This window comes from Serratia sp. 121840015-1 (assembly GCF_053627655.1).
On sequence record NZ_JBSEYF010000001.1, the window covers coordinates 1561934 to 1578045 of the forward strand.

A 16112-nucleotide genomic window follows, 5' to 3' on the forward strand; every position below is an offset into this window, starting at 1 on the left:
TTATTTCGCCATGCCGAGATCGATCACCATGCGACCGCGAATGGTGCCCGCCTTCATCTCGTCGAAGATGGCGTTGATATCGCCCAGTGGCCGTTTGGTCACTTTCGGCGTCACTTTTCCTTCGGCGGCGAACTGGAACGCCTCTTTCAGATCTTCACGCGTGCCCACCAGCGAGCCCACCACCTGAATGCCGTCCAGCACCAGGCGCGGAATGCTCAGATCCATGCTCTCCGGCGGCAGCCCCACAGCCACCACTTTACCGCCGGCGCGCACCGCATTCACCGCCGAGTTGAAGGCCGCTTTCGCCACCGCCGTCACCACCGCCGCGTGAGCGCCGCCGGTTTGCTGCTGAATGAGCTCCTCCGCGTTTTGCGTTTTGGAGTTAATGGTCAGATCGGCGCCGATCTGTTTGGCGAACTCCAGCTGGCCGTCGTTGACGTCGATGGCGATCACCTTGGCGTTAAACACGTTCTTGGCATACTGCAGCGCCAGGTTGCCCAGCCCGCCCAGGCCGTAGATGGCGATCCACTGCCCCGGCTTGATATCGGAAATCTTCACCGCCTTGTAGGTGGTGACGCCGGCGCAGGTAATGCTGCTGGCGGCAAAAGAATCGAGCCCGTCCGGCACTTTCACCGCGTAGTCCGCCACCACGATGCACTCTTCCGCCATGCCGCCGTCAACGCTGTAGCCGGCGTTTTTCACCGAACGGCACAGGGTTTCGTTGCCGCTGACGCAGTATTCGCAATGGCCGCAACCCTGGTAAAACCAGGCGACGCTGGCGCGGTCACCCACTTTTAACGAGGTGACGCCCTCACCGACGGCGGAGACCACGCCGATGCCCTCATGCCCCAACGTAATGCCCGGCACCTCGCCGAAATCGCCGTTTTTCACGTGCAAATCGGTGTGGCACACCCCGCAACACTCCATTTTCAACGCCGCCTCGCCGTGCTTCAGCGGGCGCAGCACTTTATCCTGAATGTCTACGGTATGGTTTTTCGTCACTACGGCAGCTTTCATGGTGTTTTCCTTAGCAGAATGGGAAGTACAGTTGTTAATGTAGTGACTGTATTCGGTGAGGGCAAGCGCCGCGTGTTTTGTGTAAAAACAAATAATTAAATATGAATCAGCATGATTATTTCATAAAAAACAATTAACAGACGTCGCGATCCCAGGCGAATGATTTGCCTGTTCGCTGGCGCCACCATGACCTGATTCAGCCCTTAAATCGATTCACGGGGATTTTCAGATAGTGTTGCCCATCGTCTTCACAGTCAGGCAAAACGCCGCCGCGAATATTGACCTGCAGCGCCATCAGCATGAGTTCCGGGTGCGGCAGCGTGGCGTCCCGCTGTTTTCTTTGCGCAACGAACCGGGATTTATCCATGTTGACCACCCAGGGATTGTTCTCGCGCTGCTCTCTCACGGTGCTTTCCCAACGGGCCTCACGCCCCGCCGGGCGGTAATCATGGCCGGTAAACAGGCGGGTATCCGCCGGCAGGCTCAGGATCCGCTGCAATGAGTCCCACAAGGCTTCCGCATTGCCGCCAGGAAAGTCGGCCCTTGCGGTACCGCTGTCCGGCATGAAGAACGTATCGTGGATAAACGCCGCATCCGCAATGTGGTAAGTGACGGACGCCAGCGTGTGCCCGGGAGACAGCAAGACTTCAGCGCGCAGGTTACCGATAAAAAAGACGTCCCCGTCCGCGAACAGTACATCCCAGACGGTCTTGGCCGCAGGCAGGTCTTTTAAATTATAGATCTCTTCCCACAGCCCCTGAACGGCGGTAATTTTTTCACCGATACCGGTGAAGGCGCCGGTTTTCTGCGCCAGCCAGGTGGCAGCCGAAAAATGATCGGCGTGCGGGTGCGTATCCAACACCCAGGCCACTCCCCATCCCCGTTGATGGATAAAATTCAGAATGTCGTTGGCCTGTTGATGCGAGACCGTGCCCGATCGGCGGTCAAAATCCAGCACCGGGTCGATAATCGCACAGCGGCGCGCCTCGGGATCGGCAACCACATACTGCAGGCTGCCGCTTTCCGGCTCATAAAACGCGTGAACTTCCGCCGTGGCCCGCACGGACCGATGCTTGCCATACCAACTGAGCGCCTTATCGGCGTCCGCGCCGTATTCGTCGCATTGGCGGCGAAACTGCGCTTCATCTATCTGACCTTCGCGCAGCGCATACAGCAGGGAAAGGCAGGCAGATCGAGCCCCGCTTCTGCAGTGCGCCAGGGTCTTCCGGCCTTGCCGCAGCAGAAACTGGAAGGTGTAAACGGTCTCCCAGGTCAGCGTATCGAACGTGTAAGGGAGATAGACGTAACGCATCCCCCCTTGTTCAGCCAACGCTTTCTCTTGCTGATGATCAAGATACTCCCCCGGCTCCTCGTCCGGCCGATTATTGACGATAAGGCGGTAGCCCTGTTGAGACAGCGCCTTGAAATCACTCGCTTCAGGCGCGCCCGAAAAGGAGAGCTGAGGGTGGTAAGTGCGGATGCGCATGTTTTTTTCCTTCCGTTTCATAGGCTTTTAAATAACATATACAGGGCCAGCGCCAGGAGCATGACGGCATAGAGCACATTGATAATGTCCTCGCGTTTTTTCAGGCGCTCGGCGAGCGCCACCCCCACCACGCCCCCCAGGACGCCGCCGACGATGAGCCAGCACGTAATCGCGATCGAGACCTTTCCCGACATGGCGTAGCTGGCGCTGGTCGACAGCCCCATGGCCGCCACGACCACCAGTGAGGTTGCCACCGCTTCAACCATCGAGAAGCGGAAAAACCAGACCAGCACCGGCACAACCAAAAATCCGCCGCCGATGCCCAGAAAGCCCGCCAGCCCGCCCAGGGCCAGCACGCTAGGCCATACGATGGCGGGATGAACGGCAGCATGGGGGGACGGCAAGGGGGTGCCGGCAAGGCGATTTCTTTTCAGCGTCAATCCGGCGACAACCAGCATCAACAGGGAAAAAGGCAGGGTTAAGTAGTGCCCGTCCGTGATTTTTCCCATCTGAGATCCCGCCAGAGCGCCCATAACAGCGACCAGCGAAACGACAACCCCGGTCTGCCACCTGACGTTGCCTTTGGCAGCGTGCGCGGCCAGATTGATCAGCGCGTTAATGGCCACGGACATGGCGCTGGTTCCTATAATCAAATGCGTATCCGGCACTTTCACCATATACAGCAATAACGGCACGCAGACGATTGACCCGCCGCCGCCGGTCAGGGCCAGGAGGAATCCCACAATTCCCCCGGTGACCACTAACAGCATCACGATATAAAAACTGAAATGGAAAAAATCCACTGCACTAATCCCTTAATGATGCTCATGCCATTTATTAACGATCAGTTCACTGGCAATGTCAAATAACTTATTTCGATTTGTTATTACATATATCAAAATGGAATATGTGAATTTTTATATAACCACAAGTTCTATGAATTCGCTTTTAATCTGGCCAGCAACCCCCTACTTTCTTATGAAAGGAGGCCTGCATGAAACCAGAAAAAATAAATACCCAGAAAAGCGTCGTTGTTATTGGCGGCGGCTCATCCGGAATAGGTATCGCGGCAAGCATAAGGAAGCGAATTAAAGACATCGATATAACGGTCGTGGAACCTAACGACTGTCATTATTATCAACCGGCATGGACCCTGGTGGGCGGCGGGCTCTTTGATATCAATAAAACACGGCGTTCCCTGCGCGCTGTCCTGCCCGCAGGAACCGCATGGGTACAGGATAGCGTTGTCAGGGTCGAGCCCAGTCAAAAATACATCGAGACTCGCCAAGGGCAGAAAATAAACTATGACTTTCTTATTGTTGCGTGCGGCCTCGTTTTACGCTGGGATAAAATAGAAGGCCTTGAAGACACCCTGGGATTAAACGGCGTCACCTCTAATTATCGATTTGATCTTGCCGAATACACCTGGCAACTGGTTCAGGAAATGAAAGGCGGCCAGGCGATATTTTCTCAACCGGCACTACCCATAAAATGCGCCGGCGCACCGCAAAAAGCCCTGTATCTTTCATGCGACCACTGGCGCCGCCAAGGCATCCTGAATAATATTAACGTCAATTTCTGCCTTGCGGGCACGGCGATTTTCGGCATTCCGCAATTTGTCCCCCCGCTGAGCGAGTATTTGCAAAAATACCGTGCAAAGGTCAATTTCAATCATCATTTAATTCGTGTTGATGGCCCGAATCGGCAAGCAACATTTGCCGTAGAGACAAATGAAGAGGGAAAACGCGAGTTAACCCTGCCCTTCGATATGCTCCACGTGGTGCCGCCTCAATCGGCCCCGGCGTTTATTTCGCAAAGTGGGCTCGCAGAGGGATCCGGCTGGTGCGATGTGGATAAATTGACGCTGCAGCATAAGCATTGGCCGGATATTTTTGCGGTAGGCGACTGTTGCTCAACGCCAAACGCCAAAACCCTGGCGGCAGCCCGAAAGCAGGTGGTGGTGGTGGCGGAAAACGTCGCGGCGCTGATTCATGGCGCGCCTCTCACGGCCCATTATGATGGCTATGGTTCCTGTCCGTTGACGGTCGAGAAAGGCAAAGTTGTGCTGGCGGAGTTTGGCTATGACGGTAAGTTACTGCCCACGTTTCCCCTGCTCGACGCAACCCAGCCCAGCCGTCTGGCCTGGTGGCTGAAAGCCTGGTTTTTACCCCGGTTTTATTGGGCGGGCATGCTGCGTGGGGTTGAATGGTTTGCCGGCAGCAAGCGGCCGTGACGCACACTCGGCCCCCCTTGCCGCTCTGGCCGCAGCAGACGCTTGACTATTTGGCGAGACAAAGCCACCATCGCTTGCAGGTCCATCAGGCTGATTGCAAGCCGTTACCACTACCGGTCGATCATCGATGAAAAATGCCCCCGCAGTGACGATCCACTACTGTTCACAATGCAACTGGCTGCTGCGCGCCGGCTGGATGGCGCAAGAGCTGCTCAATACCTTCGGCGACGATCTCGCCTCCGTCACGCTGATGCCGGGCACCGGCGGGGTCTATCAAATCAGCGTCGATGGCGTGATGATTTGGGATCGCAAAATTGACGGCGGCTTCCCCGATGCGGCGCAGCTGAAGCAGCGGCTGCGCGATCACAGCTTCCCCGATCGTTCTCTCGGCCACAGCGACGGGAAGAAAGCCAGGCACTGAACATCCGGCGGCAAGCACAGCTTCAATTTAACGCATAGCTGGCCGCCATCACGACGCCATTCATGGTCATATGCAGCCCAATGGGCAAATAGATCCCTTTGGATCTTACTCGGGCGGCCGTTAACACCAGCGAGATGAGCACCAGGGCTGCCAATGTGCGCCAATCGGTGTACTGGGTATGCAAAACGGCAAAGATGACAGACACCGTTAACGCGGCCCAAATCACCTTATCGTTAAACCAATACATCAGTGCGTTAAACAGACAGCCGCGAAATACGATCTCTTCATAGACGGGGACGACGAAAACCAACAAAGCGGCATTGAGCGCCAAAATCTCGCCGGGCAATGCCACCTGCTCCGTCACCCAGGTTTCCGTTTTTTCCACGCCCATCAAACGCGGGAAAATAAACTGAATCACCAACAGCGCGAACAGCAGCAGCGCAAAATCGTTGCGTTTAACCTCGCCTTTGCCCAATCCTTCTCTACGGCGGAAAAAGAGCAGGTATAACGAAAAGATAGCGACAAATTCCATTCCGTACAGCAACGGCAGCAATAGCCCTTGTCGCATCAAGGCGGCTCTGTTCTCAATGAACAACGGAATAAATGTAATCAGGAACATCAGCAAAAACATGGAAAAGCAGCCATTAACGGCTCGCGTTCTCGCGATAAACGCATTGTCGACCATATAACCATCCTTAGTTTTGAGCAGCGATTGACGAAACGGTAGCAAGGCAAGAGACCGCGGCAGTTTATCCCCATGCGATATCATTGTCATGAACCCGTTCGCAGCGAACGTCCATTCGCAAATTTCTCCAAGCCATTGGCACGCGGTTGATTTCGCCCGGGTCTCCTGCGTTATACTGAGCGCTCTTTTAGCCACGTAATTAATAAAATTTTATGATTGAACGCTTGCTCGAAAACACGATGTACGCCTCCCGTTGGCTGCTCGCACCGGTTTATGTCGGCCTTTCACTGGCTCTGGTCGCCCTGTCGATCAAGTTTTTTCAGGAGATCCTGCACGTCCTGCCCAATATTTTTTCTATCGCCGAAGCCGATCTGATCCTGACCCTGCTGTCGCTGGTCGACATGGCGCTGGTGGGCGGGCTGTTGGTCATGGTGATGTTCTCCGGGTATGAAAACTTCGTCTCGCAGCTGGATATCACCGAAGGGAAAGAAAAGCTGAGCTGGCTGGGCAAAATGGACGCCACCTCGCTGAAAAACAAAGTCGCCGCCTCCATCGTCGCCATCTCTTCCATTCACCTGCTGCGGGTGTTTATGGACGCCAAGAACGTGCCGGACAACAAGCTGATGTGGTATGTGATCATCCATCTCACCTTCGTGCTGTCCGCTTTCGTGATGGGCTATCTGGACAAGGTCACCCGTTCCAAGCACTAACCACGCGCTACCACACCCGATCGCCAGCATCGGGTGCCTCCTTACTCTCCGTTCTGCGCCTGTTTCTCCGCCATCATGTCTTTCATCTGGCACATCTGATGATAATTTTATTATAATGCTATTACACTCACCATGGACTGAACGCCGGCCATCGCACCGGTTTCGCCGCAGACAGGATCACGCGCCCCCATGCCATTGAATGGTCATCCCCTGCAATTCAACGATATTCAGGCGATTTTGCCTCATCGCTATCCCTGCCTGTTGGTCGATCGCGTGCTGCCCGCCGGCACCTGCATTGCCGAAGGGCGGCTGAGCGCCATCAAGAACATCACCGCCAATGAGCCGACGTTCTGGAGCGGCCACGCTCACTTCGCCGGTTTTCCCGGCGTGCTGTTGGTAGAAGCGCTGGCGCAAAGCACCGGCCTGCTGGCCCATTACTATCTCGGGGCGCTGAACGAAGGGGAACACTACTATTTCGCCGCCATCCAGCGGGCGCGTTTTTATCGCGCCGCCCGCCCCGGCGATCAGGTGCTGATGGAGGTCGCCTTTGTGCGCCGGCGCGGGGCGATCGCCCGCTTTACCGGCCGTGCCAGCATCGACGGCCAACGCATTTGCACCGCCGATTTCATGTGCGCCCGTAAATAGGCCGCTTGCCAAAGGAGCCCTGCGAATACCATGTCTCTGGTTGACAGCTTACTCAGAACCCTCGATTTCTCTCCGCGCGGCCAGGTGATCGCCCGCGAAGCCGACGCCTGGGGCGAAATCATCGTTTCCGATCACAAGGACTACCGCACGCTGCGGTTTGACGGCATCTGCGAGCAGAGCAAGATGAGCCTCAGCAACCCCGCGCAGCCGATCCACAACTACATCAAAGCGATGCTGATGGCGGTGGCCTGGCAGCCGCCGACGTCGGCGTTGATCCTGGGGTTGGGCGGCGGCAGCCTACTGCGTGCGCTGCACGCCCTCGATCCGACGATGCGCCTGGACGTGGTCGAGCTGCGCGCCGCGGTGATCGCCATCGCACGCCGTTATTTTACGCTGCCGGCCACCGACACCATCAGCCTGCGCACCGCCGATGCCATGGACTTCGTGCGCCCGCCCGCCGAGACGCGCTACGATCTGATTTTCTCCGATCTCTATTCGGCGTTTGCCATGGATCCGCAGCAAGGCAGCCAGACCTTCCTGGAAAACTGCGCCGCGCGGCTGAACGACGGGGGCTGGCTGGTGCTGAATTACCACGATCTGCCCGACGAAAATAGCCTGCTGTACCACAGCCTGCACCGGGTATTCAACACCGTGCTGTTTTGCGTCGCCCCCAGCGGCAACGTCATTATTTACGCCACGCTAGCCCGGGTGACGCTGCCGCTGAGCGCGCTACGCAATCTGGCCGCCGGCAGCGGCGAACTGTTCAACTGCGAGCTCGGCTATCTGTCGCGCAAAATAGAGCGGCTGCATTTCCGCTAAAGGCGGGGGCGACGCGGTCTGGCTGGCCGCTTCGCCCACGTGGTATTATCATTCAGTTATCATTCTCTGGAGGATCCTGATGGAAAAGAAAACGGCGCGGCTAACGGTGCTGATTGACCCGGACAAGAAAAAAGCCCTGGAAGACCTGTGCCTGCAGCAGGACGTCACCCCTTCCCAGGTGGTGCGCCAGCTGATCCGCGATTACCTGCATAAGCATCAGGTGGACTATCCCAGCCAGCCGACTCACGCCAACCCGCGCGTAGAGAGCAATTGAGCGGCGGCCTGCTGCCCCGCACACCATGAAGCGCGCTATCCCCCTGCGCGCGTCCCTAATCCGAATCCTCTGTTGCGCTCTGTCCATTCGGCAGCATCGCTGCTACTGTTTGATGCGTTCATCCCTCTTCGGAAAGGAAGCGCCATGTTCAGCCATATTACCGTCGGCGTCAGCGATCTGGACGCCGCCGCCGCATTCTACGACGCCATTCTGTTGCCGCTGGGATTACAGCGGCGGGAAGTGACGCCGGACGGCGGCCCCGCCGCCCGCTGCTGGGTGATGCCGGGGCAAACGCTGCCGCGTTTCTATGCTTACCAACCCCTCGACAGACAGCCCGCCAGCGCCGGCAACGGCAGCATGCTGGCCTTTCTCGCCGCCGATGAGCTGGAGGTCAAGCGCGCCTACGCCGCCGGCCTGCTGGCGGGCGGCAGCAGCGAAGGCGAACCCGGCGAACGCGCGCACTACGGCAAAGGCTATTTCGGTGCTTACCTGCGCGATCCCGACGGCAACAAGGTGCATGTGGTTTACCGGGGAGATCTCGCCTGATGAAATGCTCGGTTTACATCGCCACCAGCGTGGACGGCTTCATCGCCGGAGCGGACGGCGACATCGACTGGCTGCTGCGGCCCGAGTACGCGGTTTCATTGCTCAACGGGCTAAGCTATGAGGCGTTTATCGCCGACATCGACGCGCTGGTGATGGGGCGTCATACCTATGAAAAAGTTCGCGCCTTTCCCGAGTGGCCCTATGGCGAACTGCCGGTGGTGGTGCTGTCGACGCAGCCGCCCGCACAACAAGATACCGGGCACGTTCGCTGGATGACTGGCGAACCGGCGGCCATCGTGGCGCAGTTGGCCGATCAAGGCTGCCGTCACCTCTATATCGACGGCGGCCAGACCGTCCAGCGCTTCCTGCAGGCCGGGTTGATCGACGAGCTGACTATCACGCGCGTGCCGCTGTTGTTGGGCGGCGGCATTCCCTTGTTCGGCACCGATGGCCCGGAGCAGCGCCTGCGCCTGCTCGCCGTCACTCCCTCGGACAACGGCTTCGTGCAAGAACGCTACGCGGTTCAGCGCGCGTCGTAACGCAGCATCAGCCGGCGGCCGCCGAAGGCGATGAGCAACGCCGCCAGCGCCAACAGCGCCGCCGTCCCGTAGGTCACACGCATACCGTAAGCCGCGGCGGCGGCGGTTCCCGCCACCCGCTGCGAGGCCAGATAAAACAGCGCCCCCATCGCCGAGGCGCCGGTGATCGCCCCGAGATTGCGCGCCAGGTTCACCATTCCGGCGATCAAACCGCGCCGTTCAGGAAACAGATCCTTCATCAGCATGGTGTTGTTGGCCACCTGAAACAGCGCATAGCCGGCGGTCAGCAGCGCGATGGGTGCCACATAGCCGAGCACGCCGGCGCGGCTAAACAGCGACAGCAACGCCGCACCGGCGGCCACCGCCGCCAGCCCAAGCTGTGCGATGCGCTGCGATCCAAAACGATCCACCAGATAACCGGCCGGAATGCCGGTCAGGATCGCCACCGCCGGCCCCGCCGACATCACCAGCCCGACCTGCGCAGCGCTTAACCCCAGCGCGCGTGACAGATAGAACGGCCCGACGACCAGCGTGGCGGTCATGACCGTCATCACCAGCGCGCTGGCCGCCAGCCCCGCCGTCAGGGCCGGATGGCGGAACATCGTCGGCGCCAACAGCGGCGATGCGGCGCGGCGCTCCACGCCGATGAACAGCGCCCCCGCCAACAGGGCCCCCAGCATCAACGCCAGGTTGAGCGCGCCGAAATTGCCGCGCCCCAGGGTCATCGCCAGCGAATAGCAGAGCAATGCGCCGCCCAGCAGCAGCGTACCGGCGCGATCGAACGGTTCCTGGCGCGCGGCCGGGCGCGCGCCCTCCGGCAAGTACCGCCAGGCGAGCCACAGCGCCAGCAGGCCCAGCGGCAGATTGATCAGAAACATCGCCCGCCAGCCGAAACCGGCGATCAGCGTGCCGCCCAACGACGGCCCCAACGCGGTGCCCACTGCCGACATGGTACCGAGCAGCCCCATCGCGCGGCCGATTTTTTCCGTGCCCAGCGCCTCGCCCGCCAGCGCCATGGCGATCGACATCATGACCGCGCCCCCCAGCCCCTGCGCCATGCGCGCCGCCAGCAGCAGCCAAAGCTGCGGGGCCAGCGCACAAGCCAGCGAAGCGGCGGTAAACAGCGCGATACCCGCCAGCAGCAGGCGGCGGCGATTAAGGCTGTCGCCCAAGCGACCGATGCCGATGATGCAGGTGGTGACGGCCAGCAAATAACAGAGCAATACCCACTGTACCGCCTGGAACGAAGCATGGAACGCGGTGGCGAGCGCCGGCAGCCCGACGTTGGCGATGCTGATGCCGAGCGATGACAGCAGCATGCTCAGAGACAGTGCGGCCAGTATGCCGCGGACGCCCTGCGGCGTAGGATGGGATAACATGATAAACACTCCTGACATAGACTGAGGGTTAGCCTATGCCAGGGGTTGGGATGGCGGAAGACGCACGACATGCACTGTATCCATGCGTCTGACGCCTTATCTGACGCGAGCCGTTACCAGGCGGCGATCTCCGCCTCGGTGAGCGGCAGGGTTTGGGTGACGCCGGTTTCCGCCGCCAGGGTGGCCGCCTCCAGCACCGCCATCACCGCCAGCGCCTGCGCAGCGGTAACCGGGTTGGCGCCGGCGCCGCGCAGCGCGTCGCGCACCTGGACATAATACTGACGTTGGTCGCCATCCGGCGTCGGCAGCGTGCGCACCGGCTCCGTGCCGATAAACAGGCTCATCGCGTCGTCGTCTTTGCCCCACTCCGCCGAGCCCGGCGTCACACCGGCCAGCAGCTGGCTTTCCTGCCCGTCGGCGCGCGCTTTGACTACGCTGCCTTTCTCGCCGTGCACGGTAAAGCGCGCTACGCCCCCCGCCACCAGCATGCTGCCGTGCAGGATCACGCGGTGCGTCGGGTAGTTGAGCACCACGTGGGCCCAGTCGTTAACCTCCGCGTTGGGGCGCAGCGTGGCGATGTTGGCCTGCACGCTGTGCGGCAAACCGAACAGCTGCAGCGCCTGATCGACCATGTGCGGCCCCAGATCAAACCACAGCCCGCTGCCCGGCAGATTCTGTTCGCGCCAGCGCACCCGCACTTCAGGGCGGTAGCGATCGATGTGCGACTCAAAGTGCGTCACCTTGCCGATCAGCCCCTGTTCGATCACCTGCTTCACGCCCAGGTAGTCGCTGTCCCAGCGGCGGTTCTGGAACACCGACAGCAGGCGGTCGTGTTTTTCCGCCGCCGCAATCAGCGTACGCGCCTGCGCCAAATCCAGCGTAAAGGGCTTATCCACCACCACGTGCTTGCCCGCTTCCAACGCGGCCAGCGCCAGCGGCGCATGGGTATCGTTCGGCGAAGCAATCACCACCAAATCCACCTCCGGCCGGTGGATAGCCTCCAGCGGGTCGGCGATCACCTGCGCGTGGGGCAGATCGGCATGCACCTTGGCGGCATCGCGCGAAGCCACCACGCTCAGTTCCAGCCCCGGCACCGCGTTAATCAGCGGCGCGTGAAACGCCTTGCCGACAAAGCCGTAGCCAATCAGGGCCACCTGCAACGGTCGTGCGGTATCGTTCATCAGTGTTCTCCTCTAGCGGTCGTCGGCGACGACACAAAGTTCAATCAGTGATTGTTCGTCCAGGTTGTCCCACGGGCGATCGGTAAACAGCCGTTGGATCTGCGCCAGATCCGCAACGTGATGCGGTTCGCAGCGATCCAGCTTCATATGGTCGGCCACCAGCCAGCGCTCGCCGCTGTTGGCCAGCATGGCACGTTTGACTTCGGCATCGGCCTCCTCGCCGGCGCTCAGCCCCAGCTGCGCATGTACCGCGCAGGCGCCCAGCAAGGCGATGTCCGCGCGGTAACGCGCCAGCAACGCCAGGGTGGCGCCGCCGGCGAACAGCCGCTGGCGCGCATCCCATTGGCCGCCAAGCAGAATCAGGTTGATCTCCGGCCTGTCGCTCAGGCACTGTGCGATATCCAGTGAAGCGGTGATCACCGTGGCCGGCCCACGCAGCGCCTGCGCCACCGCCAGCAGCGTACTGCCCGCATCCAGCATCAGGGTGCTGCCGGGTGGGATCTGCGCGGCCACCGCGCGACCGAGCCGCTGCTTGACCTGCGGCAACAGCGCCGCACGCGCCTGGCGCGGCATGTCGGACGGTTCGAGCGCGATCGCCCCGCCGTGATGTTTCTGCGCCAACCCTTGCCGCTCGAGATCGGCCAGATCGCGGCGCACGGTATCGACCGAAACGCCGATGGCGCCGGCCAATTCCGCCACCGCCGCCTGCCCGCGTTCGCTGAGCAAATCCAATAAATGGCGCTGTCGTGCCGCTTTGTGCATGGGTTTGTTCCGCAATAAAAGCATAAAACAGCAATATACAGCAGAAAACAGCATCAGAGAAGCCGCAATGATGCGCACCGGAGATCAAACATCTTTTCGCCTGCGGGACGATGATGAAGGCATAACGCATAACAATCCGGAGAAGTGATGAGCATCGATCTGACGTTTGAAGACCTGAGCGCGCGCGCCGTGCAATACAACGCCCGCGCTTCGGTGGAAGATTTTGACGCCTGCATGGCGGAATACGCCGCGCTGGCCCAGCGCGCCAGGGCGCAGACACCCGGTATTTACGACCTGCGCTACGGCATGAGCGCCGCAGAGCGCCTCGATCTGTTCCCGGCCTGCACGCAGCCCGCCCCGCTGCTGATCTTTATTCATGGCGGCTACTGGCATTCGCAGCGCAAAGAGGAAGCCTGTTCGATGGCCGCCACGTTTGCCCGCCGCGGCGTGGCGGTCGCCACGCTGGAATACACGCTGGCGCCGGAAGCGACGCTGGCGGAGATCGTGCACGAGGTGCGCAGCGCCGTCGCCTGGCTTTATCATCACGGGGCGCCTTTCGGCATCGATCCGGCACGCATTTTCGTCAGCGGCAGTTCGGCCGGCGGCCACCTGTGCGGCATGCTGATCGCCGACGGCTGGCAACCACGCTATCGCCTGCCGCCCAACGCGATCAAAGGCGCGTTGGCGCTGAGTGGCCTCTACGATCTGCGCCCGCTGTGCGATATCTATATCAACGACTGGCTGCACCTGACGCCCGAGCAGGCGCAAACCCTTAGCCCGCTGTTTTTACTGCCGGCGAAGGAACATGCGCCGCAGATATTGCTCGACGTCGGCCAGCGGGAAACCCAAGGGTTTAAAAACCAGACGCAGGCCTATTATGACGCCTGCCTGGCGCGCGGCCTCGACGTCCAGCTGCTGGCCGATCGCCACTGCAACCACTTTACACTGGTCAACGAACTGGCCGATGCGGAAAGCGCGATGTTTCGGCAGGTGATGGCGATGATTGACGCAACGCAAGCGTAGCCTGCCGTTGCAGCCACAGCCTGGCGGCGATCGCGATCGCCGCCAGTGCGGCAAACATGGCCCCACACAGCAGGCTGCCCTGTAGCCCCCAGGCAGCGATAAACCAACCGCCCACCAGCGACCCCACCGCCACGCCCAGGTTGATAAAGGCGATATACAGCCCGGTGGCGAACGCCGGCGCTTGCGGCGCTTCGGAGGTCAGCCAGACCTGCGTCACGATCAAACCGCTGGTGTGCGCCGCCCCCCAATACAGACAAAGTGCCGTCATCGCGCCAATATTCGAGCTGCCGTAGCGATACAACAGCGCATAAGCCGAAATCAAGGCTATCGGATGCAGCAGCACCGTCACTGCGCGGTGGCGGCTCAACCCCTTGCCGGCCAACAGGTTGCCCGCGACGCCGCCCACACCGAACGCCACCAGAAGCCAGCCGATGGCGGCGTCGCCAATACCAGCTTCACGGCTGAGGTACTCGGCTGCGTAAGCGTAGACGGCAAACATGGCGGCAAAGATCAGCACGCAGGTAGTGATATTCAACCACAGCGTGCCGCTGCGCAGGATTGCCAACTGCTTGCCGTAGCTGAGACGCTGCACGGCCACATCAGGCAAGCGCCACAGCAATCCCAGCGCCGCCAGCAGGTTGACCAGCGCGCAAAATCGGAACGATGCCTCATAGCTGAACTGCCCGGCGATCCATTGCGTCAGCGGTATGCCCAATACCATCCCCATGCTGGTGCCGATAAACGCATAAGCGGTTGCTTTGGTGGCCAGATGCGGCGGATAAAGCGCCGCGGCCGCCACCATGGCCAGTGAAAAGTAGATCGGATGAAACAACGCCGGCAAAATACGCAGCAGCATCAGCATGGCAAAGCTGTCCGCCTGAGCGGCTAGCGCGCTGGCTGCCGCAAACACGGCCAACGCGATCAACAACATGCGTTTGCGATTGAACCGCGACGCCAGCAGCACCAACAGCGGCCCGAACAGCGCAATGGTCAGGGCGAAGACCCCGACCAGCCAGCCGGCCTGCGCCGTGGAGATGCCATAGCGCGCGATGATCTGCGGTAAAATACCCACCACGCCGAACTCGATGCAGTAAACACCGAACAGCCCCAGCGCGATGAAGAAAATCGGTGGCATCAGACCCATGACGGCACTCCCGTGGCGGCATAAACCGCCTGACAAATCTCGCCGACAAAGGTGCCGGACATTCCTTCCAGCGCCGTGTTGGTAAATGCCACCACGCTGAGCTGCCGTGCAGGATCGACGAACCACGAGTGGCCATAGGTGCCGCCCATCCGCCAGCTGCCCACAGACTCCGGCGTTTGCGCAGCGACGGGATCTTTCAGCACGGTGATGCCCAGGCCGAAGCCGCGCCCTGGCCAAAACGGCATCGGCAGATCGCCGATTTGGTTGGTAGTCAGCGCCGTCACCCAATCAGCCGGCAGCACCTGCCCGCCCCCCTGACGCAACGTTTCCAGCAGGCGCAGGAAATCCGCCGCCGAACCGACCATGCCGGCACCGCCGGAGGCGTACGCCTGCGGATCCAGCGCACGCGCCGGCGACAGATGAAAACCGGCGCTGCCGTCGATGAACGGTAAACGATCCGGCTGGCGCAGGCGGCGTGGCTCACCGGGATGGTCAGCGTAAGCGGCCGCCAGGCGCGCGGCGTCCACCGCCAGGAAATCGGTATCCGTCATCGCCAGCGGCCCGGTCACCCATTTTTTGACCGCCTGCGCCAGCGGCAAGCCGCTCGCCCGTTCAATAACCGCGCCCAACACATCGGTGGCGATGGAATAACGCCACTCCGCGCCGGGCGGTGCCAGCAACGGCGCGGAGGCAATGCGCCGCACATTTTCCGGCAGGCTGAGCGCCGCCTCATCCATCCCGTCGGAGACGCCCAATCGGGCGTAGCATCCGCCTTCCGGCTGAAAAAAACGGTAGCTTAACCCGGCGGTGTGGGTCATCAAATGGCGCAGCGTCAACAACGGGACGGTGCCGTCCGCCAGCCGCGGACGAAAATCCGGCAGCCAGCGGGTAACGGGATCGTCCAACCGCATGTCTCCTCGCGCCATCAGCGCCAGCGCCGCCGTGGACACGATCGGTTTGGACACCGAAGCTAACCTGAACAGCGTATTGCACGCCATCGGTTTGCCCGCTTCGCGATCTGCCATGCCCGCCGCACGTCGATAAACGATCTCACCGCCCTGCGCCACCAAAACGACCGCGCCAACCAATCGTTTTTCGCGCAAGGCTTTCTCTATCGCGCCGTCGATCGCGTTGGCGGAGGATCCGTATTCACTCATCTTTATTGCTCCAGGTAGTCAGCCCATGCTGTCGCCACCGAGCATAGAGCGTGGCGATTAACGGAAAAACAGGCTAGATTTCCTTTCATAG

General features: G+C 60.6%; 18 protein-coding genes. 9 read left to right on the plus strand and 9 right to left on the minus strand.

From position 1 onward, the window contains the following. The 3 genes from adhP to ACUXAC_RS07475 all read right to left on the minus strand — a co-directional run bounded on the left by adhP (position 1) and on the right by ACUXAC_RS07475 (position 3306). Positions 1-1017, minus strand: coding sequence for an alcohol dehydrogenase AdhP (adhP, locus tag ACUXAC_RS07465; protein ID WP_387441105.1), 1017 nt, complete (start codon positions 1015-1017; stop codon positions 1-3). Between the two features lie 196 nt (positions 1018-1213). After that, positions 1214-2503, minus strand: a complete 1290-nt coding sequence (gene blh / locus ACUXAC_RS07470) for a bifunctional sulfur transferase/dioxygenase Blh (protein WP_060418973.1) — start codon at positions 2501-2503, stop codon at positions 1214-1216. 17 nt (positions 2504-2520) lie between these two features. After that, complete coding sequence (locus ACUXAC_RS07475; protein ID WP_080440217.1) at positions 2521-3306, minus strand: sulfite exporter TauE/SafE family protein; 786 nt, start codon at positions 3304-3306, stop codon at positions 2521-2523. Between the two features lie 191 nt (positions 3307-3497). Here ACUXAC_RS07475 and ACUXAC_RS07480 point away from each other — a divergent pair, with 191 nt between their 5' ends. After that, positions 3498-4736: an NAD(P)/FAD-dependent oxidoreductase gene (locus ACUXAC_RS07480; protein WP_060439967.1), complete on the plus strand. Its 1239-nt coding sequence runs from the start codon at positions 3498-3500 to the stop codon at positions 4734-4736. 127 nt (positions 4737-4863) lie between these two features. Beyond that, a complete protein-coding gene (locus tag ACUXAC_RS07485) occupies positions 4864-5157 on the plus strand; it encodes a SelT/SelW/SelH family protein (RefSeq protein WP_004928553.1) in 294 nt (97 codons plus the stop codon). Between the two features lie 22 nt (positions 5158-5179). On the opposite strand, the gene ACUXAC_RS07490 is transcribed toward ACUXAC_RS07485, so the two are convergent. Then, the gene (locus tag ACUXAC_RS07490) at positions 5180-5842 is read right to left on the minus strand and encodes a CPBP family intramembrane glutamic endopeptidase (RefSeq protein ID WP_048321554.1); all 663 of its coding nucleotides are present in this window, start codon (positions 5840-5842) and stop codon (positions 5180-5182) included. Between the two features lie 215 nt (positions 5843-6057). Between ACUXAC_RS07490 and ACUXAC_RS07495 the strand changes: the two genes are divergently transcribed. From ACUXAC_RS07495 to ACUXAC_RS07520, 6 genes are all read left to right on the plus strand, one after another. Further along, positions 6058-6552 (plus strand): TIGR00645 family protein, encoded by a 495-nt coding sequence (locus ACUXAC_RS07495; RefSeq protein WP_033648490.1) that lies wholly within the window; start codon positions 6058-6060, stop codon positions 6550-6552. 189 nt (positions 6553-6741) lie between these two features. Next, the gene (fabZ, locus tag ACUXAC_RS07500) at positions 6742-7197 is read left to right on the plus strand and encodes a 3-hydroxyacyl-ACP dehydratase FabZ (RefSeq protein ID WP_038873003.1); all 456 of its coding nucleotides are present in this window, start codon (positions 6742-6744) and stop codon (positions 7195-7197) included. A gap of 30 nt (positions 7198-7227) precedes the next feature. Further along, positions 7228-8016 carry a spermidine synthase gene (locus ACUXAC_RS07505; protein WP_048321552.1) on the plus strand — a complete coding sequence of 263 codons (789 nt, stop codon included), beginning with the start codon at positions 7228-7230 and terminating at the stop codon, positions 8014-8016. A gap of 79 nt (positions 8017-8095) precedes the next feature. Then, complete coding sequence (locus ACUXAC_RS07510; protein ID WP_038872997.1) at positions 8096-8290, plus strand: ribbon-helix-helix domain-containing protein; 195 nt, start codon at positions 8096-8098, stop codon at positions 8288-8290. A 144-nt stretch (positions 8291-8434) separates the two neighbouring features. Beyond that, a complete protein-coding gene (locus ACUXAC_RS07515) occupies positions 8435-8836 on the plus strand; it encodes a VOC family protein (protein WP_342121306.1) in 402 nt (133 codons plus the stop codon). After that, positions 8836-9375 carry a dihydrofolate reductase family protein gene (locus tag ACUXAC_RS07520; RefSeq protein ID WP_180548589.1) on the plus strand — a complete coding sequence of 180 codons (540 nt, stop codon included), beginning with the start codon at positions 8836-8838 and terminating at the stop codon, positions 9373-9375. The genes ACUXAC_RS07515 and ACUXAC_RS07520 overlap by 1 nt, the downstream gene beginning before the upstream one ends. Here ACUXAC_RS07520 and ACUXAC_RS07525 read toward each other — a convergent pair. The 3 genes from ACUXAC_RS07525 to ACUXAC_RS07535 all read right to left on the minus strand — a co-directional run bounded on the left by ACUXAC_RS07525 (position 9360) and on the right by ACUXAC_RS07535 (position 12697). Continuing rightward, positions 9360-10754: an MFS transporter gene (locus tag ACUXAC_RS07525; protein ID WP_387441101.1), complete on the minus strand. Its 1395-nt coding sequence runs from the start codon at positions 10752-10754 to the stop codon at positions 9360-9362. The two genes, ACUXAC_RS07520 and ACUXAC_RS07525, sit on opposite strands and share 16 nt — an antisense overlap. Positions 10755-10867: 113 nt before the next feature. Then, a complete protein-coding gene (locus tag ACUXAC_RS07530) occupies positions 10868-11935 on the minus strand; it encodes an oxidoreductase (protein WP_147839976.1) in 1068 nt (355 codons plus the stop codon). Between the two features lie 12 nt (positions 11936-11947). Continuing rightward, positions 11948-12697 (minus strand): DeoR/GlpR family DNA-binding transcription regulator, encoded by a 750-nt coding sequence (locus tag ACUXAC_RS07535; RefSeq protein ID WP_048321547.1) that lies wholly within the window; start codon positions 12695-12697, stop codon positions 11948-11950. A gap of 147 nt (positions 12698-12844) precedes the next feature. Here ACUXAC_RS07535 and ACUXAC_RS07540 point away from each other — a divergent pair, with 147 nt between their 5' ends. Then, on the plus strand, positions 12845-13720 hold the full coding sequence (locus ACUXAC_RS07540) for an alpha/beta hydrolase (RefSeq protein WP_100395819.1): 876 nt from the start codon (positions 12845-12847) through the stop codon (positions 13718-13720). Here ACUXAC_RS07540 and ACUXAC_RS07545 read toward each other — a convergent pair. Beyond that, positions 13647-14864: an MFS transporter gene (locus ACUXAC_RS07545; RefSeq protein WP_387441098.1), complete on the minus strand. Its 1218-nt coding sequence runs from the start codon at positions 14862-14864 to the stop codon at positions 13647-13649. The two genes, ACUXAC_RS07540 and ACUXAC_RS07545, sit on opposite strands and share 74 nt — an antisense overlap. Continuing rightward, positions 14855-16021, minus strand: coding sequence for a serine hydrolase domain-containing protein (locus ACUXAC_RS07550; protein WP_343179982.1), 1167 nt, complete (start codon positions 16019-16021; stop codon positions 14855-14857). The genes ACUXAC_RS07545 and ACUXAC_RS07550 overlap by 10 nt, the downstream gene beginning before the upstream one ends. Between the last annotated feature and the right edge of the window lie 91 nt (positions 16022-16112).